General features: G+C 35.3%; 23 protein-coding genes and 2 pseudogenes. 4 read left to right on the top strand and 21 right to left on the bottom strand.

What is annotated here, in order from left to right; genetic code table 11:
* Nucleotides 1–40: 40 nt before the first annotated feature.
* The 4 genes and pseudogenes from MKZ02_RS12305 to MKZ02_RS12290 form a co-directional block, all read right to left on the bottom strand.
* Nucleotides 41–205 carry a BC1881 family protein gene (locus MKZ02_RS12305; RefSeq protein WP_120031939.1) on the bottom strand — a complete coding sequence of 55 codons (165 nt, stop codon included), beginning with the start codon at nt 203–205 and terminating at the stop codon, nt 41–43.
* Between the two features lie 525 nt (nt 206–730).
* Nucleotides 731–1,192 (bottom strand): CarD family transcriptional regulator, encoded by a 462-nt coding sequence (locus tag MKZ02_RS12300; RefSeq protein WP_120031941.1) that lies wholly within the window; start codon nt 1,190–1,192, stop codon nt 731–733.
* 233 nt (nt 1,193–1,425) lie between these two features.
* Nucleotides 1,426–1,668, bottom strand: coding sequence for a hypothetical protein (locus MKZ02_RS12295; protein ID WP_340853774.1), 243 nt, complete (start codon nt 1,666–1,668; stop codon nt 1,426–1,428).
* A gap of 531 nt (nt 1,669–2,199) precedes the next feature.
* Nucleotides 2,200–3,734 (bottom strand): annotated as a pseudogene (locus tag MKZ02_RS12290) (serine hydrolase domain-containing protein).
* 1,287 nt (nt 3,735–5,021) lie between these two features.
* Here MKZ02_RS12290 and MKZ02_RS12285 point away from each other — a divergent pair.
* Nucleotides 5,022–5,294, top strand: coding sequence for a hypothetical protein (locus MKZ02_RS12285; RefSeq protein WP_120031947.1), 273 nt, complete (start codon nt 5,022–5,024; stop codon nt 5,292–5,294).
* Between the two features lie 290 nt (nt 5,295–5,584).
* Here the strand turns inward: MKZ02_RS12285 and MKZ02_RS23995 are convergent, their stop codons facing one another.
* The 3 genes from MKZ02_RS23995 to MKZ02_RS12275 all read right to left on the bottom strand — a co-directional run bounded on the left by MKZ02_RS23995 (nt 5,585) and on the right by MKZ02_RS12275 (nt 7,308).
* Nucleotides 5,585–5,956, bottom strand: coding sequence for a CBO0543 family protein (locus MKZ02_RS23995; RefSeq protein WP_406909452.1), 372 nt, complete (start codon nt 5,954–5,956; stop codon nt 5,585–5,587).
* A 93-nt stretch (nt 5,957–6,049) separates the two neighbouring features.
* Complete coding sequence (locus MKZ02_RS12280; RefSeq protein ID WP_340856388.1) at nt 6,050–6,514, bottom strand: hypothetical protein; 465 nt, start codon at nt 6,512–6,514, stop codon at nt 6,050–6,052.
* 5 nt (nt 6,515–6,519) lie between these two features.
* Nucleotides 6,520–7,308, bottom strand: a complete 789-nt coding sequence (locus MKZ02_RS12275; protein WP_120031951.1) for a hypothetical protein — start codon at nt 7,306–7,308, stop codon at nt 6,520–6,522.
* 510 nt (nt 7,309–7,818) lie between these two features.
* On the opposite strand from MKZ02_RS12275, the gene MKZ02_RS12270 reads away from it, so the two are divergent.
* On the top strand, nt 7,819–8,166 hold the full coding sequence (locus tag MKZ02_RS12270) for a hypothetical protein (RefSeq protein ID WP_340853773.1): 348 nt from the start codon (nt 7,819–7,821) through the stop codon (nt 8,164–8,166).
* A 307-nt stretch (nt 8,167–8,473) separates the two neighbouring features.
* Here the strand turns inward: MKZ02_RS12270 and MKZ02_RS12265 are convergent, their stop codons facing one another.
* The 7 genes and pseudogenes from MKZ02_RS12265 to MKZ02_RS12235 all read right to left on the bottom strand — a co-directional run.
* A complete protein-coding gene (locus MKZ02_RS12265; RefSeq protein ID WP_340853772.1) occupies nt 8,474–8,650 on the bottom strand; it encodes a hypothetical protein in 177 nt (58 codons plus the stop codon).
* Nucleotides 8,651–8,749: 99 nt separating this feature from the next.
* A complete protein-coding gene (locus tag MKZ02_RS12260; RefSeq protein ID WP_120031955.1) occupies nt 8,750–8,932 on the bottom strand; it encodes a YfhD family protein in 183 nt (60 codons plus the stop codon).
* 420 nt (nt 8,933–9,352) lie between these two features.
* Nucleotides 9,353–9,781, bottom strand: coding sequence for a hypothetical protein (locus MKZ02_RS12255; RefSeq protein WP_340853771.1), 429 nt, complete (start codon nt 9,779–9,781; stop codon nt 9,353–9,355).
* 179 nt (nt 9,782–9,960) lie between these two features.
* Entirely contained in the window at nt 9,961–10,545 is a 585-nt protein-coding gene (locus MKZ02_RS12250; protein WP_120031959.1) for a TetR/AcrR family transcriptional regulator, read from the bottom strand.
* Between the two features lie 7 nt (nt 10,546–10,552).
* A complete protein-coding gene (locus tag MKZ02_RS12245; RefSeq protein WP_340853770.1) occupies nt 10,553–11,305 on the bottom strand; it encodes an alpha/beta fold hydrolase in 753 nt (250 codons plus the stop codon).
* Between the two features lie 159 nt (nt 11,306–11,464).
* Nucleotides 11,465–11,917: a DUF5063 domain-containing protein gene (locus MKZ02_RS12240; protein ID WP_340853769.1), complete on the bottom strand. Its 453-nt coding sequence runs from the start codon at nt 11,915–11,917 to the stop codon at nt 11,465–11,467.
* A 26-nt stretch (nt 11,918–11,943) separates the two neighbouring features.
* A pseudogene (locus MKZ02_RS12235) lies at nt 11,944–12,162 on the bottom strand (IS1595 family transposase); the annotation flags it as partial.
* Nucleotides 12,163–12,288: 126 nt separating this feature from the next.
* Between MKZ02_RS12235 and MKZ02_RS12230 the strand changes: the two are divergent.
* The gene (locus tag MKZ02_RS12230; protein ID WP_340853768.1) at nt 12,289–12,981 is read left to right on the top strand and encodes a hypothetical protein; all 693 of its coding nucleotides are present in this window, start codon (nt 12,289–12,291) and stop codon (nt 12,979–12,981) included.
* A 226-nt stretch (nt 12,982–13,207) separates the two neighbouring features.
* Here the strand turns inward: MKZ02_RS12230 and MKZ02_RS12225 are convergent, their stop codons facing one another.
* Nucleotides 13,208–13,375, bottom strand: a complete 168-nt coding sequence (locus tag MKZ02_RS12225) for a hypothetical protein (RefSeq protein WP_340853767.1) — start codon at nt 13,373–13,375, stop codon at nt 13,208–13,210.
* A 348-nt stretch (nt 13,376–13,723) separates the two neighbouring features.
* Complete coding sequence (locus MKZ02_RS12220) at nt 13,724–13,921, bottom strand: hypothetical protein (protein WP_120031968.1); 198 nt, start codon at nt 13,919–13,921, stop codon at nt 13,724–13,726.
* A gap of 644 nt (nt 13,922–14,565) precedes the next feature.
* On the opposite strand from MKZ02_RS12220, the gene MKZ02_RS12215 reads away from it, so the two are divergent.
* Entirely contained in the window at nt 14,566–14,844 is a 279-nt protein-coding gene (locus MKZ02_RS12215) for a hypothetical protein (RefSeq protein WP_120031972.1), read from the top strand.
* A gap of 104 nt (nt 14,845–14,948) precedes the next feature.
* Here the strand turns inward: MKZ02_RS12215 and MKZ02_RS12210 are convergent, their stop codons facing one another.
* The 5 genes from MKZ02_RS12210 to MKZ02_RS12190 all read right to left on the bottom strand — a co-directional run bounded on the left by MKZ02_RS12210 (nt 14,949) and on the right by MKZ02_RS12190 (nt 20,325).
* Complete coding sequence (locus MKZ02_RS12210) at nt 14,949–15,164, bottom strand: hypothetical protein (RefSeq protein WP_120031974.1); 216 nt, start codon at nt 15,162–15,164, stop codon at nt 14,949–14,951.
* Between the two features lie 499 nt (nt 15,165–15,663).
* Nucleotides 15,664–15,927, bottom strand: coding sequence for a hypothetical protein (locus MKZ02_RS12205; protein ID WP_340853765.1), 264 nt, complete (start codon nt 15,925–15,927; stop codon nt 15,664–15,666).
* A 111-nt stretch (nt 15,928–16,038) separates the two neighbouring features.
* Entirely contained in the window at nt 16,039–17,313 is a 1,275-nt protein-coding gene (locus MKZ02_RS12200) for a hypothetical protein (RefSeq protein ID WP_340853764.1), read from the bottom strand.
* Nucleotides 17,314–17,705: 392 nt separating this feature from the next.
* Nucleotides 17,706–18,443: a hypothetical protein gene (locus tag MKZ02_RS12195; RefSeq protein ID WP_340853763.1), complete on the bottom strand. Its 738-nt coding sequence runs from the start codon at nt 18,441–18,443 to the stop codon at nt 17,706–17,708.
* A 433-nt stretch (nt 18,444–18,876) separates the two neighbouring features.
* Nucleotides 18,877–20,325: an MDR family MFS transporter gene (locus MKZ02_RS12190; RefSeq protein WP_340853762.1), complete on the bottom strand. Its 1,449-nt coding sequence runs from the start codon at nt 20,323–20,325 to the stop codon at nt 18,877–18,879.
* Nucleotides 20,326–20,414: the final 89 nt, after the last annotated feature.

Below are 20,414 nucleotides of genomic sequence, written 5' to 3'. Positions count from 1 at the left end.
AGGATCATCCCTTTTCGTAAAGACTTATCCTTTTCTTCGTTCATTCAACGATCTTTAGGTATTCTTGATTAATTAGAATAACAGCTGGACCATCTACAAGAATTCCACCAACTTCAATTTTTTCATAAGACTCAATCTTAATAGAAGTAACCCCTTTTCGCTTCTTTAACTCGTTACTTAATTCCTGCGTTGGAATGTGTTTCATATCTCCACTCCTTCTCATTGTTTCATCTAATCTTATTATGTTAAATGAATGATAAAATGGTTTCTAGTTCTAGAAATTCCGTTAATTGCTATTGTTGACTATATATTTAGATATTTATGAAAAAAAGATACACAATTCTATTCACTATCACAATAGATGTAAAAAGTTTTTAAAGGTAGAGATAAGATTGATTATTTTTTCTTCTAGAAATAACCACTAAGATAGTCCTGAAACAATGAAAGCCCTGCCTCTCTTTCATCCTTACGGCTCCTTGTCCGTGCCAGTATGAATCAGGATTACAAAAATCAAGTGACTATTTTATCGAGTTTTTTGATAAATCTTCAAATGTTCATAGAAGAAATTTAAATAATAAAGATGGATTAGATTGTAGAAATAATAAAAGAGGTTAATGTTCTAAAAGTAATTGAAGAAGTTGAATGTCTTTGAAATGATTTACTTTTAATCATCATGTTCCCGAAAAATTCAGAATGCTCATCGGAATGCTATACATATCTATAATTGACCCTAATAAAAAATTTTGATTTGATTTTCAGTGATTCCTTTAATTACCTCCAGTTCACTAATCAAAAATCCATATGCATTATCCAACATTTTTTTTTCGCTTGCATTAAGTGCTTTTTTTTCCTTCATACGCATTAAATCGCGTACAACTTCCGCACCTTCTTGTATTTCACCCGTCTTTATTTTGTTCGTGTTTATTTTATGCCTTTGCTTCCACGGCAGTAGCTTATCTGATTCTCCATGCTGAAAAATGTGTATGATGTGTTTCAATGCAAGAATATCAGTAACTGGCCGTATACTTGAACTCAATATTTTATGCGTTGGAATCATCACTTGCATATTACCGATTGACATTTTTATGACATAATACTGCTGTCTTTCCCCTAGGAATTCTCTTTCTTCTATGGCTTCAATTATACCTGCTCCGTGCATTGGATAAACGATGTTATCGCCAATTTGAAACATATAATCCACCTCCATATATGGTAACCTTCTTAAGGTTATCATATATGTGTTTTTTTATCAAATATATTATAATAACACGGCATGTTTTTTATTGTCAATAACTTTTTCTTTAAAAAGCAGTTCAACGAAAACATTAAAACAATAAGAAAGGTGTCACATTCCCACTAAAGGAAAGGTCAATTCGTCCGTACATATCCTAAAACCTTGGCCAATTAACAGAGATGAGTTTTTCTTTAACCGTTGATCATCTTACTAATACGGCGATTGTCTTCGTTATAAGTATACTTGGCCGCCAGCTGTTCACTAAGAGCCTGGATTTCTACCAGCTCATTGAGTTTATTATGTATAGATTTATACTGCCCGTCCCGTGTCCGGTTATCATCGTCATCATAGGTGTAGGTATGAGAACCTGCTGTCTTCAGTTGGTTGCTTGCATTATACGTATATTCTTTAGTTTTCGTTTGGCCAATGTACAAGTTTCTATCTATATCCTAACTACACGTGACTCCCCTTTACGCTTTTCCCCCTTCCATAAGCCCAAACCTTTCATGTAACTTATCACATAGAAGAAAAATAAGACGTTCCATCCGAAAGATGAAGGGTCATTTATTAATTTGCACAGGCTGCGCGACAGCTACCATCAATCTGGTATTCCTACATCTAATTTCATAACTTATTTAAACACCAAATCCTCTAGTTCACCAAGCGTACTTACACCTTCTAGTGAGCAAATCACTCTGCTCTTCCCTTTTTTATTGTACATAGGTATAGTACCATAAAAATCACAAAGTATTTCCATTGAATAATACATTAAAAAAGCCCCGCTCACTAATAGCAGGGGTATACTTTATTCACCAAACAGGCGGTATTTTTTTGCACAGCTCATCCTGCTCTGCTTTTCATGTTTTCATGTTACTCCTAAAAAGAAAGCTTTTCCTATTAATTTTTATGAATGTCTGGAATCACTTGCTGTTTCATATTTAGTGCAGAAAATTTATTTATTACTATTACAATGAAGCTGAAACATCCTTTCTTGAATTTTTATTATTATGTTTATTCCGCTTTGATTTTTTTTGAAAAAAACCAGTAACTAAAAGTATCAAAAGCCAGGACATTATTAGCAAGAAATTGGTCGTATTGCCTGAAGCTAACCTTAGAGTACTCCATACATAGGCTGCATAAAACAGAAGCGTGCCAATAATAAAGAGCAAGAATATCCTAATCCCTGCTTTGATGTACGGTTTCTTCTCATGTTTGATAATAAAGACTCTTCTGCCGCTTTTCACTTTAACTGCAAATAACAGCAAGTATATCCCCAGTAAGACTCCGAGTACACAAGATATAATTAAGTTATTTTTTCTCAGCTTGGCAATAGAGGAATATCCTTCAGGCATTTCCCCAGTCTCATATTCCATCCAAGAATGATAAACATCCTGCCTTAAGTCTATCCCCCCTTCGCTATTCGTAAGGATAACCAATCCATCTTTTGATGACGGGTTAATACCATAAAAAGAATGCCACCCTCGATTATCACCGGAATGGTAAATTAACTTCTGTTGATCAGGTACGTTTTTCACGAATATCCCCAAACCATTCTCCCCTAACACCAGCCTCTGCATTTCCTCTACGCGTTCTTTCTTAATGATTCCATACCCCTTGCTTTTCTGATTGGTGGTATCCATACTTGCCAATATTAATGTCATCATATCGGTTATATTTGTTTTAAGACCTGCAGCGGCTTGTTCGGTAAATTGATAATTTGGAAGCTCTTGCCCAAAATAGCCGTATGCTTTCGAAAGATTAGGATCTTTTGTATCTTGCCGGAACGAACTGGATTTCATTCCTAAAGGCTTCATAATTTGCTCTTCCATATATCGATCAAAAGGCATTTCTGCCACCTCTTCAATGACAAGCTGCAAAATACTATAACCGACGCCAGAGTAAAGCGTCTCTTTACCCGGTTTATTAGTAATTTGCACAGGGTCATTCAGCCATCCCTTTCCAGATAAAGACTCCTTTATCGAATAGAGAGGCTATCCCGGTGCCACATCGGGATAGCCTTTATGTGGAGATAACCCTGCAGTGTGGCTCAATAACTTTCTAATAGTAACTTCGTTATTATTAAATTCTGAATTAGGCAGTTTCCAACCTTTCAAATACTTTTCAACAGGGGCATCCAGTGACAAACTCCCTTCATCTGCAAGGTGTAGAATTCCCCATGAGGTAAGACTTTTAGATACAGAGCCGGCCTGAAATAAGGCATCCCCATCAATAGGTATCTCTTTTTTCTTATCTGCATAACCGTAGGTAAAAGTATACGTAATACGTCCATCATGTATAATTCCAATTGCAACTCCCGGCACACCATAGGTCTGCTGCCATTTTGGCACTCGTCATCCATCTCTTTCTTGAAGTCTTCCACACTTTCATTAGGATGTATATCCGTTTCTGCTTTTACCGCTTTCGTAAACCACAATTTATCTGCGGTCAATACCGAAATGATTAAACATAAAATCAATAATGCTTTTAGTCTATTCCTCATCTTTGTCTCTCCTGTGTGAATTAAGACTACCGCATTGGATGATTTGGTTTAATCGATCTTTCTTTCATTAATCTTACAAAACTGTCATCCATCTTTAAAACCCTGATATTCAACGATTTTACAAAGTAAAAAAGTTAATGGCAGCTATGGAAGGACAAATAGCTATTCATGTTTCAAACAACGGGAATATGTACAAGTAAATGCGTGCGTTAGGATAAAAACCCCCCATCTATCAAAGGGGGGACTGATCCCTATCGTCTAACAGGGTGTTTTTATAGTGGATCATCTGAATTGAAAGACCCATTGGGGAACTGTTGAGTGACACTACGTTGTTCCGTTAAAGGGCCAAATTGTTGAGTACCTCTTGAACTACAATATTCTTTGTAATTAAGCAGTAAACCATTTTCTAGAATGCTCTATTAGCAGCTGATACCAGTAAATGATAAAAGCAAAGACAAAATAATATAAAAAAAGGTGGATCCGTTTAAAATTAACTAATTTATAAACGTTAAACTTTTCAAAAAAATAAGTAAGTGGGTAGGAAAAGCTTAAATTCGAAATTAAATTCAAAAGAATATAACGTTTAAATTTTCCAAACGATAAATGGAAAATCCATAGGGTGCCAGCAAAAAACGGACCAAAAATAAAGCTTAAATCATGAAAAATGAGCTCTTTGATTCCTCCTTTAACCCTCCACCATTTATACTTATAGGATAAAAAACATCCGCATATAACAAGCGACGAACAAAAGATGGAAACAGGCAAATATTTACGAAATGCATTTTTGGGTAAAAATATAACAGAAGTCCATGCAATAATTATGGATACTATTCGAATTAAATTAGGTATCATTCTTTCTCCCCCTTTTTAGATATTCTGTATTATTTATGGGGAGACTATTCATCTAAAAGGGGCTTGATATTGAAAAGGTTTTCACCTAATTACAGGGAGCGATGGTTAAACAACAAAGAGTAGAAGATAATTAAACTTTTTTATAAAAATCAAATTAACATCTACTGAAGAAGAATCCATTTTGATCAATCTTTTGTCAAAATGGATTTTTTATTTAACGGAAAATAGGGTTTGTGAGGTATTTTTGATTAAGCTTTATCTTAAAACTACCGCACTTCAAGCGTGGTAACATGATTACTGATTAAATAAAAATCAAATGATCTTTAAGTTTGATAATCCGCTTCATCATAACAACTCCATTTCCTTATATTTCTACAAATAGGGAGGTTTCGCCTCTTATCTTGTTGAATATGGTAAAAAGAGGAGGTGTTAAGTATGACTCTCTATATAGTTACTTATGATTTAAATCGTCCAGGGCAAAGATACCATAACTTATTAAAAGTATTACGTCGTTATCCTGATCATCATCATATTTTAAAATCCACTTTTTTAATCAATACCACGGAAACCACTTCACAGATTTCTGAAAAGATTAAAACAGCCGGTTTGGCTGATGCCAATGACAACTACTTGATTACAAAAATAACCAACCCGACACAGGGATGGTTACCAAAATCAACATGGGCTTGGATCAATGAAAGAATTTAAAGACTTTCGCTAGCAAGCATCTTTAAAGATGCTTGCTTTTTTATTTTCTCCTCGAGCTTCCCCCTCACTCTCTTATATGTATCCCGTTTGGTACCCATAATCTCTAAAACACCTCTCTTCTGATAGCTCTTCATCAACAGAAACAGCAGATAATTCCTCTTTCATTTTATCTCCCTCTCAATAAGCACCGCCTTGCGCTATTTGCTTTTATATTTTTTTAGGTTCTCCGTATCCATCCCCGTGACGATCGTGCGCAATCCTGCTAGGCTCCGGTTACTCACTTCCATCTACTATCTGTTAATCTTTTGGACAAACCTCATATTAATCACAAGGGTAAAAAAGATGATTGGGTATAACAATGCAGAATACCAAAGCTTCCACTCATTGTGATAAAAAAATCCAGTCTGTATGGAAACCCATTCAAAAAAAGTGGAGAAAATAGACCAGCATAAGGTGTATAGTAATTTTATTGATATTTTTTGTTCAAAAGGAAAAAAATTAAGAAATAATAAGCTAATTGACGGAAAGTAAAGAATGGTTCCAAAAAATCCCTTCCATTGAAATCCTTTTTGAAAATAGCCATAAAAATCATAATGTAAGTCGAATATCATATCAAACGTCAAACCGTATGCGTAAGCAAAAAAGCATGTGGAATAAATCACCACTTTATCGATCCTTTTCGGAACAAAAAACGCAATTATATTAAAAAGGATAAAAACAATAAAAATAATTATCCACAAATTAATTTTCCTTTCTTACAATTCCTTTATTTTTGCCATACCTAAAGCAAAGTGACTCCAAAGAACATTCTCTATAAACTCCATTTGCGATTCTTCACAATTAACAATTAGAATAACCTCAGAATGCTTTCCTCTTAATAGCCTTCTCTTTTTTTTTAGAACTAATTCGATAAAGAGTCTGATTCCGAGTCCACAAACAAACCCGATAAACGCTCCTATAAGTCCCCAATAAATGGGCCCCCATGATAAGACAAATCCGATACTAGCACCAATAACGGAAAAGGCTGTGGCAAGTGCCATTCCTATATCAATCAATGATGTACCATCAGAGCGATGAAGAGAATCAAGTATTTTCCGCTCTTCTATGCGATTATCTAGTGGGACTGCATATATACATTCTTGATTAATCCCTTTTTTCTCCAATGTTGATATAGCCATTTCCAAATAAGAGGTGGTTTCAAAGGTCGAAAAAATTTGTATTTTGTTCATTTTACTTTTTTCCCCTTAAGTATTTTAAATCCGGTAGATTGGTAATTTTCTTTTAAGTGCCTCCTTAAATCTTTTTCAAAAAGCTTATTATTTTCAACTGTATTAGTGTAAGCATCATAAATGGCATATCCATAATGGGAAGGAATAAATAATAACCACTCTGGTTTCAATATAGAAGTTGCTTCCTTCACCTGACCTAAAAACAATAGAGAAACTGCCTCTAGAGCATGTGAAAAGTAAAAAAAGGTAACTAATCCAACGATGATAAATATAGCTGTCAATATTCTGTGTATATATAGTTGTCCTAGACCAGGGATAAACAACGACCAAATGACGGAAAGAGCCGGGTTTCTTTTATCTAGGTAGTTAATTTCTAATGCTCCTAAAGCAAATGTGTTAAAGCGATGATCTTCATGTTCCGCCAAAAGATAAATTCTATTCATATCTACAGTCGTTCGATAACTATCCCAAATACCAAAAAGGTAAACAGGAATGTACATGAGAAGCCACCTAGTATCTAACACGTCTTTAGCCATGTCTATATTTCCTTGAAAAGAATAAATCATGGCAAGGTTGACATTTGCATGGATGTTAACGATAACCTCCCAGATAAATAATGCATATCCTCTAAGATATTTAGACAAAATCATATGTCCGAAACCCGGGAAGGCTGCTGACCACCATGCGATGATATAAGGGCTCCTTAAATGCAATTGAGTAGTTCCAAATATACTTACATGGGCTAAATATCTCCTTGCACTATTATCATTTGTATAGTTATTCATATTAAGCCACCCTTAGACAACGAATATTCATAGGTTTCCCAAATTTTATATTTTTATCCTGTTTTGCTAATGAATCTAAATAGCAGTCAAAAATATGAATAGTCATATTTATCACCTAAAGGTGTTAATCAACAAAATAACCCTTTAATGGCGTAACATAAACGGAGCTTTAGAACATCAACAATAAAAAAGGAAAAATCCTGTTTCAACACAGAACTTTGAACACGTTTTACTGAAAATTATTAATCTTTCTTTCAAATCTACAGCACTCAGATGATTCCAAGCGCTGTAGCAAGACGATATATGGCCGCTCTTTTCTGCTCAAAGAAACAAACCCGCACCGGCAAATGCTCAACCTGTGATTCCATTAAAATGCTCATAAAAAAATTCCTTCGCATTTTTTTATAAAATATGCATTAACTATTTATAAACTGTTTATTTCCTAACTCAGCAATAATGGTAAAATATTCATATGAATAGAAATCTATCTTTAGAAAAGGTGGGTCATTCGTGAAGTATTATATTGATTTTCTTTTAGCCATCTTACTAACAGCTTTATCTTATTTCATTGGCAGCCTTGCACTTGGCAATGGGGTATTAGCCTGGCAAGCTCTTATAATTGGTATTTCTGTAGTCTTATTAGGTGCTATTACAGAGGCACTCAAAGCTCCCATGTGGTTAATTATTCTAGCCCCTTTCCCAGTCGGTATGCTTTTGCTTTTTCTCTTTTTACGTGAGCCTGTACAAACATGGTTTCTTACATATTTAATCACGTTAGCTATATACTCAGTCATACATGTGATCATGAGTTTCTTTTTTAAATTCCACTCTTTAATCCCTGCTTGGAAATTATCATAATGAAGTCATTTGATAGAAGGGAATCCTATGAAGGGTTCTCTTTTTATGTCACAGTTTGCTGCTGGAAAAGGAAGCTGGTTATCCAAAATTCAAGGAGTCGCCGCTTCAGATAAAACGAAAAAAACCCACTGAACACGCTTGAATTCAGTGAGTTTTTGCTTTAGTTATCCAGTAGCAATGGATGATGATCATCCTAGTTAGAATCGACGAAGTATTTTTTCAAATTCCCCCATGATTTTTACAATAAGGATTCATCACTTTGATAGATCCCATTGCACTAAAACACCAGTTAGCTGAAAATAACTAACTAAGCATCCGTTATAGCCTTTCCTGTTCCCAAACAAGTGTTACAATCTTGGACATAAACGGATTCAACACCTAAAGAAAAAAATCCTCTACCTGTGCAATCGGGACATATTCCCCTTTGAAAAATTTTTTCTCTTCGTTTTTCTTTTAGATTCCCAAAGAATGTTAACGAAACCATGTAACCACCTCCAAGCTTTATCCCGAGTATCAGTTAGTTACATCTTTTAATCCTATGGAAGCTAATTTAAATAAACTGCAACCTTTAGTAGAAGGACTATTATTGGGTATTGTTTTTTCTTGCTTTTGCTCTTTGATCTGCTGCTTTTGAACGTTGTTGAGCAACTAGATCATCCTTATCAGCAAGCTCTTGTGAGAATTCAATATCTCTACCGTCTGACTGAAAAGCCCCGGCTGTATTCGTAATTTGATCGTTATCCTCATTATTTTTGCTTTGTACCATCTTAAAAACCCTCCGATTGAATTGTAGTATACACATAAAGTGTGTAATTTTAATTCACCTTATTCATTTTTTGCTTAGCTTTATTCGAAGCACTTGTTTCTCTAAAGTCCTTACTTTTTTCTCTTCTAATGAGCCAGCTACTAACCAGCCACGTTAATTTAAAGAGAAAATCATAAAAAACAGGACTTTCCCTCGTACTTGATTATCATTTATCAACAGAGATAAGATAACACACTGGTCTCCCTCTTCGTTTTTGATCTTTGACAGAATACAACAAGGCGTCGATGATGTGAATAGTCATGAGGTTAAACTGATGGATAAGGCTTTGGCGAAGATGAATGAAATAAATGACAACACCCACTGAAGAAATTGGAATTCAGTGGGTGTTGCTTTAGTTACCTGGTTCTATAGGTATTCATTCTAGTGAGATTTATCTTTTTTCTTTAGGACTATTACTTCTGTTTTTTCTCTTCCATTTTCTGACCAATCAACAGTTATCGTTAATTCTTTTGTTTCTGACGTAACCACTTTATTTATTTCTTCAGCATCTGGAGTAGCCTCTCCTTGCTCGTTCAGAGTATATTCACTTCCACTCAAACCACCCTGTTTCGTCTCCAGTTTGTACCCTAGATGTTCTACCACTTTAGGATTGCTGCCTTTAAACTTTAGATATATAGACGGAGCGATTCTTTTGTCTGAATACTCTGTCGTTTGTCCTGTATAAACCTCTGTTCCCCAGCTTTCTCCTTCTCCTCGGAATAATAGATCTTCATCTTTATTCGAATTACATGCTGCAAGCATAAAAATCACACTCATCACTAACAAAAAACTAAATCGTTGTTTTTTCATCTCAAATCACCTTTATGTTTTTTTACAACATTTTCACCATGTAAAGGAACAATAGTGTTTGATCGTTGCAAGTTTGCATGCTCTATACAGGTCTGATTCATATAACCCAGCAAGAGTGAGATATTTTTCAAATGACTTTTATGATCTTTGCAATAAAGTTTGATAATTTAAACGGTAAACTAAACACAAAACTCCCGTGTAATCTGTTTCTTTATCTCCTCTATCGGAAATTTCTGTGGATAGGTAGATATCATCAACATAATCCCTTGCAGAACAGATGAAAAATATAACGACCGTTTTCTTGGCTCCTTCTCTCCCATCCTTTCAAATATTTTACACTGGAGTTCAAATTGTCTAGTATTTTCTTCGATAATAAGGCGACTGTATTTAATCAACTCTTCATCAGACTCTGGCTGAGTTTGTAGATGGAGGTAGAATCTATGGACTTCCGGGTTTTTGTGAATATTATCAATAGCTCCATTAATTATAAATTTAAGTTGTTCACTAGGTGTCTCCAAGGAGACTGCTTCCGTCATTACTTCAACTACTTCCCCGATTCTAACCTCTACCATTTCAGAAAGCAGCTCTTCTTTTCCTTTGTAATAGTTATAGAGTAACCCTTTCGAAATACCCGCTTGTTTAGCAATATCGCTTATAGAAGTAGCGTAATATCCCTGTTTCATAAATAACTCCATAGCTGTAGCGCGAATTTTTTCTTTGGATGCTTGGCGAATACGATCATTCTCTTGAGGGGTACGTGGCATTTTAACTTCAATCCTCCATAAAAGCAGTGATTTCCTGATATAAATTTTCAGAATGAGTGAGGGGCAGCATATGGTCGGCATCCTCGATTTCGACGAAACGAATGTTTGGAACCCTGCGGAAACAATCGGCAACCCGAAAATTATCTGCCAAGTCCTTTTTCCCAATAAAAAACAAAGTTTCGGGATTCAATTCTTCTAATCGTTCTATTGCTGGTGGTTGAGGCCATTTCATGCAGAAGTCAACAGGCCACTTAAGCATACGCTCGAAATGATGTCTGAGCATTCGGACAATGAGATCTTTGAGCGGACTATCGATAACGACCTGATATGTTGATGAACGAAGGGCAAGCTCTAACATTTTATCAATATTAGGAGCAGCTTCCAATATTTCGTTGTGATATTGCTCAAACTCTTTTGAATAGGAAAAACCAGTCAAGGAAGGAGCAATTAATACGAGTTTTGATACTCTTTCAGGATAATTAAGAGCGAGATCGGTTGCAATCTGTCCTCCCATGGAATGGCCTATAATGGCTGCTTGATTCAGTTCTAGGTCATCCATTAGTGCCAGTACGTCTTCAACATAGTTTACATGTTTTATAGGAGATGGTGATTTACCAGCACCGCGGCCATCAAAAGCAATCACTTTGTAATTCTTAGATAAAAGAGACACTAAAAGTGTCCATTCCCTCAAATCAGTCCCACCACTATGAACAAGAACAACAGGATGACCATTACCAGTGATCTCAAAATATAAATCCAATGCAATCCCTCTCTTTCATACTGAATTTTCAGTTTTATTTTATTATTGAATGAACGTTTAGTCAATAATAAATGTTATTTAATTTTTAGGCTCTGTTAAATGCTATTATCAATTGTTCGTAAAGCTAAAGGGACTTATAATTTTAAAGTCCCTTTTGGCTTAAATTAAATCGTTCTTTACTGAATGCAAAGCACGTAAAGCATTTACTGTGTGTGAACCCCAGTGAGCTTCAAAATGAAATTTCCAATGCCAAATTGCTTCGTTAGTCGTTTCTTGCTCGAACAATATGATCCCTTCTTTAAGGTCTTTATAAATATCTAAAATATCATCTGATAAGCTTCCGCATTCTGGCTTATCTAATTTATAAGGGTCAAATACTTCCCAGTAATATTCATATTTACCGAAATCAATCTTGGGTAAAGAAATTTCTACTTGTAGTGCTTTTATATTATCAGGTTCAACATCAGGAAGTTGCTGTGCCTTTAAGTATAAGTCTAAAAGGGCAACCAGAAGTTTTTCTATACTTCTTTCCTCAATACAAGTTAATGAATCAATTAAAGTACAATAATGATTAGCCGAGGAAAGGAAACTCCTTACATCCTCATTTTTCATATTTACTCACTCCAATGACAAACAATTTAGCCACTATATTTTGTTAATCTTAATTTTCTATAAGTGGCATTAGTGGATAACAAGCAACTATCAATAACCGCCTTACTTATGATTGTTGAATTATTGCGGAATCTGATTAGATTCAAAAACTAAAACCAACTCAAATAATGGTCGAAGTATTTTGTTGCCGCATCATTAAACCAGGCCAACCAGTCTGTTAAACGGCTATGATAGTGATTGACATTTTAAACATGATAAAGCTTCCCCACGGAACTACTTCCCTTTTCAGTTGGAAATACCTTCTAAATATTCTTTTTATCTCCCAATTCAACTGATAGAATATACCTAGAAACTAAAAAGGGGGATGAAAAATGAAAAGATGTTGGAAAGTAATTATTTCTACGGTTTTATTGTTAGTCGGCTTCACAGCTTTAAAACCAACAGCAGAAGCAGCAAAGAACCCGATTACACCACAACAAAGCCGAGTTACATACACATTAAAAGATGCGAATGGCGTGCCGTACAAAATCTATTTCGCAGGCGTGAGGGAAAAGAAGGCTATTGCGTCAACAGACCGTAACGACTGGGCGTCTGCTAACAATAGTGAGGCAGATAAGGGCGACTTGCTCTATACGGGTAATTACACGCTCTATACGCATAATCCAAAAACAAGCCACATTAAAAAGTCGAATTTCTACTACAAAAGCTACTTATTGAACGCGACTCGCAAAACGGTTTATACAGTTCCTTCGCGATATAAAGGGCAACCAGACATGTTGATGGTTGCATACTCTATGGGCGACGGCTATGAAGGCGCAGATTGGTTTTATATGAGAAATGGTATACTGACGCAGATTATTTACGGCGACACGCTGCCACACTCAAAGCGTCCACAGGTAATCGGCAAAAATAAATATCAGACCGCTATGTATGATCCTGATGACCGCCGTTGGTACTTCGCAAACATTACAGTTAACCCGACCAAAGCGACGCAAAGCCGTACGTTCCCAGAATACAATAATCCTGGCGCTGTTCTCCGCAACTGGAAAAAGCACTGGCAATGAAAATAAGCCCCACTCGTACGAGCGGGGCTTATTGTTCTTATCTTATTTGTGGGTTAAAATCACGGTGTTCTGTTGGACAGTCATAGCGGATTTAAAAGTATCAAACATGCCTGTCCAGATTCTTCTCTCCCTAGCAAATGGCTTTACTATTATAATTTCTATAACAAAGTTTGATAAATCCTAGTGCACTAAAGCTACCCAAATAAAAACCGATCTTATCTTTATTTTATTGATTTTCTTTCTTCACAGCTTCGCTAGTTAAACGTGCATTATTTAAGCCTTTATCGCTAAATGCATTATCACTATTTAGCCGATCTCCTATTGGTTCTCTATCCATATCATCCTTTAGTGCACCTGAAATTTTTCCATGTATATTGTTTTCCTTTTGTGACATGATGTGTAACCTCCTTTTCATTTATTATCTGTTGCCCGTAATTTTCTTATACTAGCGCTAATAATAAGAATGTATCTATATTTATTTTTCATTTCTTCTTCAATTTATATCTTTATAGAATTGTTATCATTTGCTTTTCCTGCTTTAATTTGCCTGCCACCCCTATGTTTTTACACAGTGCCAGTAAGGACACATGACGGCTTTACCACTTTGCCTGTGAGCGTGTAAGCCTGTTTGGCCTTTTCTCATATTGCTCCTCTCCCTTTATTTTTTCTCTGCTCGTGTCACTCAGTGAATACTTCGTTCAAAAGAAAAAAGCACCCAATTGTTTGGATGCTTACATAAGCGTTATAAATCAACTAAATTCCCATGAAACCTTGTTATCCCTTCACCTGTTACTTCAATTTCCGCAACTCTTACCGATTGACCTTTAATTGTAACGATATCAGCCTGAAGCATTAGTTGGAGAACGTCGTGATTAACTTCGCTCCCGTACTTCCCTCTCTCTGTTATAATCTCTATATCATATAATTTTTCTTCGTTCATTTAGGACTCTCCTTTCAGAACTATTCTTACTCTTCCCCATTTTAATACAAATAACGTAAATATTCTCTTTTGAAGTCATTTGTAAGTATATTTTCTTATAACCTAGGCATTAACCAAGGGTTTTCAATAATATATGGCACGGTGGACAATTTAGCTGCTACCAGTCCCTCTGTTCTTCTCTGCTGATATTACTTTAAGGATAATTTTATTACAAAAAGAAAGAGCACTCCCTTAGGAAGGCTCTTTTAATGGAAACCTGTGTTCAATTATTTTAGTTTCACTTACGTTTCCTCTATTGTTTCTTTGATTGCATTTGGGAAGCTGGTGCCGTTCATTTAAAATAAATGCTATTTACTCTGCTGAAAGCACGATGTTATGAGTATCTTCTTCTAAACCATCCTCATTTTTAAAAGGATAAATCAATTTATAAACCTCAGCCATGTCTCAACCCTCTTTCACCTTATACATCGGCAAAAAAGAGGAGGTATTAATAATAAAAAGCGCCTGTTACTTTGTTAGGAGCATGAGCTCGTTAATAACAAATACTATTATTATCCAGTCTAAAGCTAGAAAACTCTAACTTACCTGCATACTTTTTTCCCCACAGGGAATAGGAACTATAAATGCTTTAAGGAGGTCTATCCGTGGATGGAACACGATTAAGATTGGAAGCCAAAAACCTTTATCTGAGAGTTGCTAATGTTACGCGTGACGATAAAAGCTATGTACTTCTAACTGCATATGATAACGCTAATAATGAATTTGTATTGGAACTAACACATGAACAAGCTGGGTGGTTGGAAGACCAATTTTATGCGGCTAATCGTAGGTATGAAGAGAGACTGACACATCCGCACCGAGCAAACGAACCTGTGCACAACCCTATTTTAATGCCAACCGATAGTCAAGAGTCACCTAATTGAATATAAGACAACCAAACAGCACCTTGAAGAAATTCAGGGTGTTTCGTTTTATAGCTGGTAAAGTTCACGATTCATATGCTTCAAGGTTGTCTCTGTGTTGTAACCTACTCAGTAGCTGAATTCCTATTTTTGATTTCAACTTGATAGGCGGTTTCTCCATCTGTAACAAACACGATAAAATCTTTATCATTCATTACGACATCAAAATGATAACTAATTTCTTTATCGTTTATCATATGAAACATCTTTGTTTCGTTGTCATATTCAAATACATTACATTCATTGTATCTGACATCACCAGTATAGATAGCTCTTATCATCTCGATTCATTTCTCCTTTGCCAAACGATCTACTCAGCTAGTTTATCAACAATATTATGATATAGCTAGCTCATAAGCCGCACTCTTATGGATTCCTAACTGCCCTTCTGCTGCTGTTACGCTATATCTGTTCAGCCAACAATCCAGCATCGCTTGTTCCCTTTGATCCACCGCTTTATCCAGCCGACCACTGATATAGACAATCTCTTTATCATATTTCGCCCCCCTCCATTGCTTCTACTATTTCGTATGACAATGAGAAAGAAAAGACAGTAAACGAAGAGGTTAGGGCTTTGGCGAAGATGTATTGAATAAATGAAAAAAACCCACTGAAGGTACTTGAATTCAGTGGGTTTCTTCTTTAGTTACCTGGTATCAATGGATGGTGACCACCCTAGTAAGAAGAGCTGAAGCATTTTTTCAAATTATTATTAGGATTTCTATAGAAAAGTTTGATAAATCCTATCGCACTAAAGCACCTGTTAATGAAAAACCAAGTTTATTCTTTTAAGGCACTCACCAATTGTTTAGCATCTATCATTGACATTCCTTCTTCTTCTCTTAGATACTTTATGGTTTTAATGTCACCTAGGGTTTTCATTTTCTCACTTGCTAAGGCAATCCATTCATCATTGTTTTCAATAGGAGTTAATCTTTTATTCTCTTCCCTTAAAACATTGATTTTCTTAAATTGTCCAAATATTATAATTAAAAATGTCACATTTAAAATTAGGGATGCAATCAAACTCACATCAATACCCATTGTTAAGCCTCCATTCTTGATGTGTCCCAACGATTTTGGCATAAAAACTAGGGACAGATGTCGCCTTAACTCTCATACGGCTTAGAAGTATGAATAAACCATCGGTCTATATTACAATTCACTCAATTCAACTATTTCCCCATTACACGCTTTTACTGCATATTGACAATCCAACTTTCCACATAAAACATAGTAGCCTTCCTCAAAATCATATACATAATATGGTGTCAACTGAATAAAGTCTTTGAGTTGCTCAAATGCTTTCTCTTTTGTGACTTTTATTTCATCGACTTCTTTTAATTCCATATACATTTTTAAAAAAGACTTATTATCCATGAGATTCAACACTTCATAAGTCTTCGAGTCAATGAATAGCTTCATTTTTCTTTTAAATACACGTTCTTCTTGTTCTTTTGCCCTTAAAGTTGCATGGATGTATCCCTTATCCCGATGCAATGACTTTAATACCCATTTTCCTGAATCATTAGCGTATTCTTGACTTAAAAATTTTTGTACAGCACTGATACACTTTTTAACTTCTTCCTCTGTGATGGGCTGCAAATCTGGATGTGGTTCACATCGAAAGGCTTGTTCAGGTGTGACATTCTCAATGAGAGAAATTATTTTCCTGTGAAAAGGTTGTTGAATTTGATAATTCCACTCTACCACTTTGTCCATTTGCAAGCGAGATTTATCGTCTACCAAAAACTCAAAAGGCAAAGTAGATGAACAATCATTTTTTATATAAATCTCCTCTATGGCGAAAGCAGGAACGAGCTTGTGCTGCTGCATGATTGGAAATTCGACCAACTTCAATTGTTCCTTAACCAACTCTTCTAATTGTTCAAATGAAAGTGTATACATGTCTTGTTTTACGAGTTTCTTAGAAGGAAACTGTCCAGTCACAGAAAATAATATAAGTTTTCCTTCCTCATCAAGTTTACATTCAATGTAACCTGAAGGAGAAACGGCAAAACCATCTATACATTCCTTGAAATGAAGCTCTCTTTCTTCTTCCTTCCAGAACTCAAACTGCTTTTTGTAATTCAGACCTGTTTCCTTTTCAATCCACTTGATGATTCCGTCCTTGTTATTCAAATCAAACGTCATGCTATCAGTATAGGACCTTCCCCCAACATAAATCACACTTCTGACCTTCCTGGAATGGAGGTCTATCTCGATACACGCTGTTCCCTCCGGATTACAAGTCTCATCACCCCAATCTTTAATATCATTGGGAAACCATTCCATGCTTAGTGTATAAACCGTTTCATTGAAAATTGTGGTACTACGGTTAATGTGAAATGTATGTAAATGATATTCGTGTAAGCCGTATTTTTCTCTTGTATAATCAATTAATTCTTTTATTCTCTTATCCATTTTCATCCCCTTATACTTTTGATATTGTGAATAACGTCTGCCATTTGAGAATGTTATTATACTTTTCATGGTAAACCAACACAATTTTACTATATTCCTCTTCATCATTACTGCCCCGTTAGTTTAAAAAGAAAATCAAAAAATAGGCCCTTCAATCGTTCTTAATTAACTATTTACGAACAAGTATAAGATAACACACTAATCACCTTTAATTTTTAGCAGCACACAAAGTATATCTATAGAGGGGTGAGTGATGTAAATAGTCATAAGGTTAGAATGAATCAGGAGCAAACGGATAACTCCCACTGAAGATACGTGAATTCAGTTGGGTTTCGCTTTGATCTCCTATTACTTACAAATAAGAAGCCCTTGATAAGAAAGAATTATGTATAAATTAGTTAATTAGAAGCTTTTAATATTTTTAAGATATTGCTCACCGTATGACTGTCAATTACAGTTCTTAATATAGACTCTCTTTTAAGTGTATTATACTCAGGCACCTCGTAAGTAGGAATATTGATAACTCCTCTAAAGCGATCACTCAAGTACGGTTCTGCAGCTGCTAAGTTAAACAAGTCATCCATTAGATAGATCTCTTCTATATTCTTCAAAGCTTTAAGCAGGAAGTATCGTTCTTTATCCATCTCACCTTTATGGCGATAGCATTTTGACAGCTCAAGGCAATTATCAACATACTGGTTATTGCTTTCAACAGACTGTTCCAAAAAGTAATAATGTTGTTGTTCATCGATTTCGTCGCTCCAAGATTTCACTAAATAGATAAGAGATGTAGAAAGTGAATCCATCTCTGCATTCTCTAATAAATTATCCAATAAAATTAATGTGCTTGGATGGATATACCCTTGATGGAAGTATTGAAGCCATGACAGGAATATAGCTGCCTCTGTGTTTGTTTTATCATAATGAAGGATTTTTTTCATACATTTTATGCTCTTAATAAAATCTACTTCCGGTTCTTCTAATACCACTACAGCTAATTTGAAATATAACTCTGAATTAGTAGTCTCTTGGCCTATCTTTTCTGTTAACATTTTTTCTGCATGTGAAATTTTTTGACTTTTTGTTAACATAGTGGACGTAAAGATTTCCTTTAATTTTAAGTCGAAATTATCCATGAAGACCCCTCTCATTGATTATCTTTGTGTAGCTATCGATATTATAACTGATGCTCTACATAACTAGGAAAAGCATTGAATTTTAATAGTTCACTGTTTTTAACGTGAAATATTATTTCTAGTAATTAATTATCCTTTCGATACGCGGTTTTAATTGAGCTATCACTTAAACAGGACCTAGCTCATAAGAAAAACCGAAACCCTTCTCTATAAAGAGAGGAAATTCCGGTTTGTCTTTTTTATAAATGGTTTAACTTTATTTCGAAGCCGCAATGGATTCTCTCAACCTATACATTACGATCACTTTCAGGGTCTATTGCCCCACCCTGATTCTTTCTCCTTCTTCCTTTCCCAAACTTCCTCAGTGGAAACAGCTTTTTCGCACCTGCACCGTCCAGGTTTAATTCAATTTGCTAAATAGGTGCTGATTTTATCATTCCTCTTTTCTTGTATCTGTTGGTGGCTTTATGAAAAAGGATAGAACAAATGCAAGAATGATTAGAATAAAAGCAGACAGGAAACCATGGTTCAGTCCATCCAATAATGCGAGTAGAGAAACATCTTCAGACTTTTCTGGATGATTGCTAGAATACCCAGCAACGGTAGCCGACATTACCCCTACCATTATGGCTGCACCAAGTGATGCAAACACTTGACGAACAGTATTATTAATTGCCGAACCATGACTTATTAAACGATTTGGCAAAGCATTGATCCCTGCTGTAGCCAAAGGCATCATAACTAATCCCATGCCTAACATCCTTAAAGAATAGAGACAAATAATCCACCAAATAGGTGTATCCTTAGTCAGCAGCAGGAAAGGGAACGTGGCCAGGGATAGGATAAACATGCCTAGCATAGATATTTTTTTAATCCCATATTTATCGAATATTTTCCCTGCAATCGGTGAAATAATCCCTAATACTAGCGCACCAGGAAGTAATATTAGACCTGATTGAAATGCTGAATACCCTTGTATTGATTGTGTATAAATCGGTAAAAGAATCTCTGAGCCAATCATTGTCATAAAAATAATAGAAACAATGACTGTAGACAAAGTAAAGGTTCTACTCTTAAATACCCTTAACTCCAAAACTGGTTGTGCTAATTTTAATTGACGATGAGAAAATATTGCTATTACTACAAGGCCGATTACACAAGAAGTGAATACAACATTATTTTCCCATCCTCTGTTTCCAGCAATGCTTATTCCATAGAGAAGTGAACCTAAACCTAGGCTACTAAGAATAATGGAAAAGATATCTATCTTCGCTTTTGTTACATTAATAATGTTTTTCATATACAAGAATGCTAGCAATATATTCATCCCGACGATTGGAAGGATTATATAAAATAAGTAATGCCAATCATAATTATCAACAATCCAACCGGATAGAGTTGGGCCAATTGCAGGAGAAAAAGCGATTACTATTCCTACTAACCCCATTGCTTCCCCACGTCGATTAGCTGGAAACACCAAAAATATTAACGTTTGCATTAAAGGGATCATTAATCCCGAACCAATAGCTTGAATAACACGTCCTACAAGCAGCGTGCTAAATGTAGTACTTAATGCACAAATGACAGTACCTACGGCAAAACTCCCCATCGCTCCAAAAAATAAGCCTCTATTAGTAATTAAATTTAGCAAAAATGCTGAAATAGGAATCATGATACCACTGATTAACATAAATGCTGTGATAAGCCATTGTGCATGATTAGCATTGATATCTAAATCGATCATGATTTTTGGCAAAGCAGTAACCAATAAGGTTTGATTAATAATAGTTAAAAAAGTTCCAACCATTAAAACCAGTACAAAGCCAGCTCTTTTAAAGTGTTTTCCATTTATATCAACTGGTTGTGTGTGAATGTTTTCCATAATATTTATGCTCCTTTACCCTTTTTGAACTAATGTATATTTTTTTATACTTAAGTTCATTTTTTTATTATAATATGGTATAGTAATAC

This window comes from Pseudobacillus sp. FSL P4-0506 (assembly GCF_038003025.1).
Classification (GTDB): Bacteria; Bacillota; Bacilli; order Bacillales; family Domibacillaceae; genus Pseudobacillus.
Note: the sequence above shows the minus strand (reverse complement) of the source record. Positions and strands in the feature narration are given on the sequence as shown.

Bases quoted from the DNA above. Each gene is read 5' to 3' on its own strand.
- MKZ02_RS12305 (WP_120031939.1), bottom strand. From the start codon at position 205: ATGAAACACATTCCAACGCAGGAATTAAGTAACGAGTTAAAGAAGCGA.
- MKZ02_RS12300 (WP_120031941.1), bottom strand. From the start codon at position 1,192: ATGTTTCAAATTGGCGATAACATCGTTTATCCAATGCACGGAGCAGGT.
- MKZ02_RS12285 (WP_120031947.1), top strand. From the start codon at position 5,022: ATGACTCTCTATATAGTTACTTATGATTTAAATCGTCCAGGGCAAAGA.
- MKZ02_RS12275 (WP_120031951.1), bottom strand. From the start codon at position 7,308: ATGAATAACTATACAAATGATAATAGTGCAAGGAGATATTTAGCCCAT.
- MKZ02_RS12265 (WP_340853772.1), bottom strand. From the start codon at position 8,650: ATGGTTTCGTTAACATTCTTTGGGAATCTAAAAGAAAAACGAAGAGAA.
- MKZ02_RS12260 (WP_120031955.1), bottom strand. From the start codon at position 8,932: ATGGTACAAAGCAAAAATAATGAGGATAACGATCAAATTACGAATACA.
- MKZ02_RS12255 (WP_340853771.1), bottom strand. From the start codon at position 9,781: ATGAAAAAACAACGATTTAGTTTTTTGTTAGTGATGAGTGTGATTTTT.
- MKZ02_RS12250 (WP_120031959.1), bottom strand. From the start codon at position 10,545: ATGCCACGTACCCCTCAAGAGAATGATCGTATTCGCCAAGCATCCAAA.
- MKZ02_RS12240 (WP_340853769.1), bottom strand. From the start codon at position 11,917: ATGAAAAATGAGGATGTAAGGAGTTTCCTTTCCTCGGCTAATCATTAT.
- MKZ02_RS12230 (WP_340853768.1), top strand. From the start codon at position 12,289: ATGAAAAGATGTTGGAAAGTAATTATTTCTACGGTTTTATTGTTAGTC.
- MKZ02_RS12225 (WP_340853767.1), bottom strand. From the start codon at position 13,375: ATGTCACAAAAGGAAAACAATATACATGGAAAAATTTCAGGTGCACTA.
- MKZ02_RS12220 (WP_120031968.1), bottom strand. From the start codon at position 13,921: ATGAACGAAGAAAAATTATATGATATAGAGATTATAACAGAGAGAGGG.
- MKZ02_RS12210 (WP_120031974.1), bottom strand. From the start codon at position 15,164: ATGATAAGAGCTATCTATACTGGTGATGTCAGATACAATGAATGTAAT.
- MKZ02_RS12205 (WP_340853765.1), bottom strand. From the start codon at position 15,927: ATGGGTATTGATGTGAGTTTGATTGCATCCCTAATTTTAAATGTGACA.
- MKZ02_RS12200 (WP_340853764.1), bottom strand. From the start codon at position 17,313: ATGAAAATGGATAAGAGAATAAAAGAATTAATTGATTATACAAGAGAA.
- MKZ02_RS12195 (WP_340853763.1), bottom strand. From the start codon at position 18,443: ATGGATAATTTCGACTTAAAATTAAAGGAAATCTTTACGTCCACTATG.
- MKZ02_RS12190 (WP_340853762.1), bottom strand. From the start codon at position 20,325: ATGGAAAACATTCACACACAACCAGTTGATATAAATGGAAAACACTTT.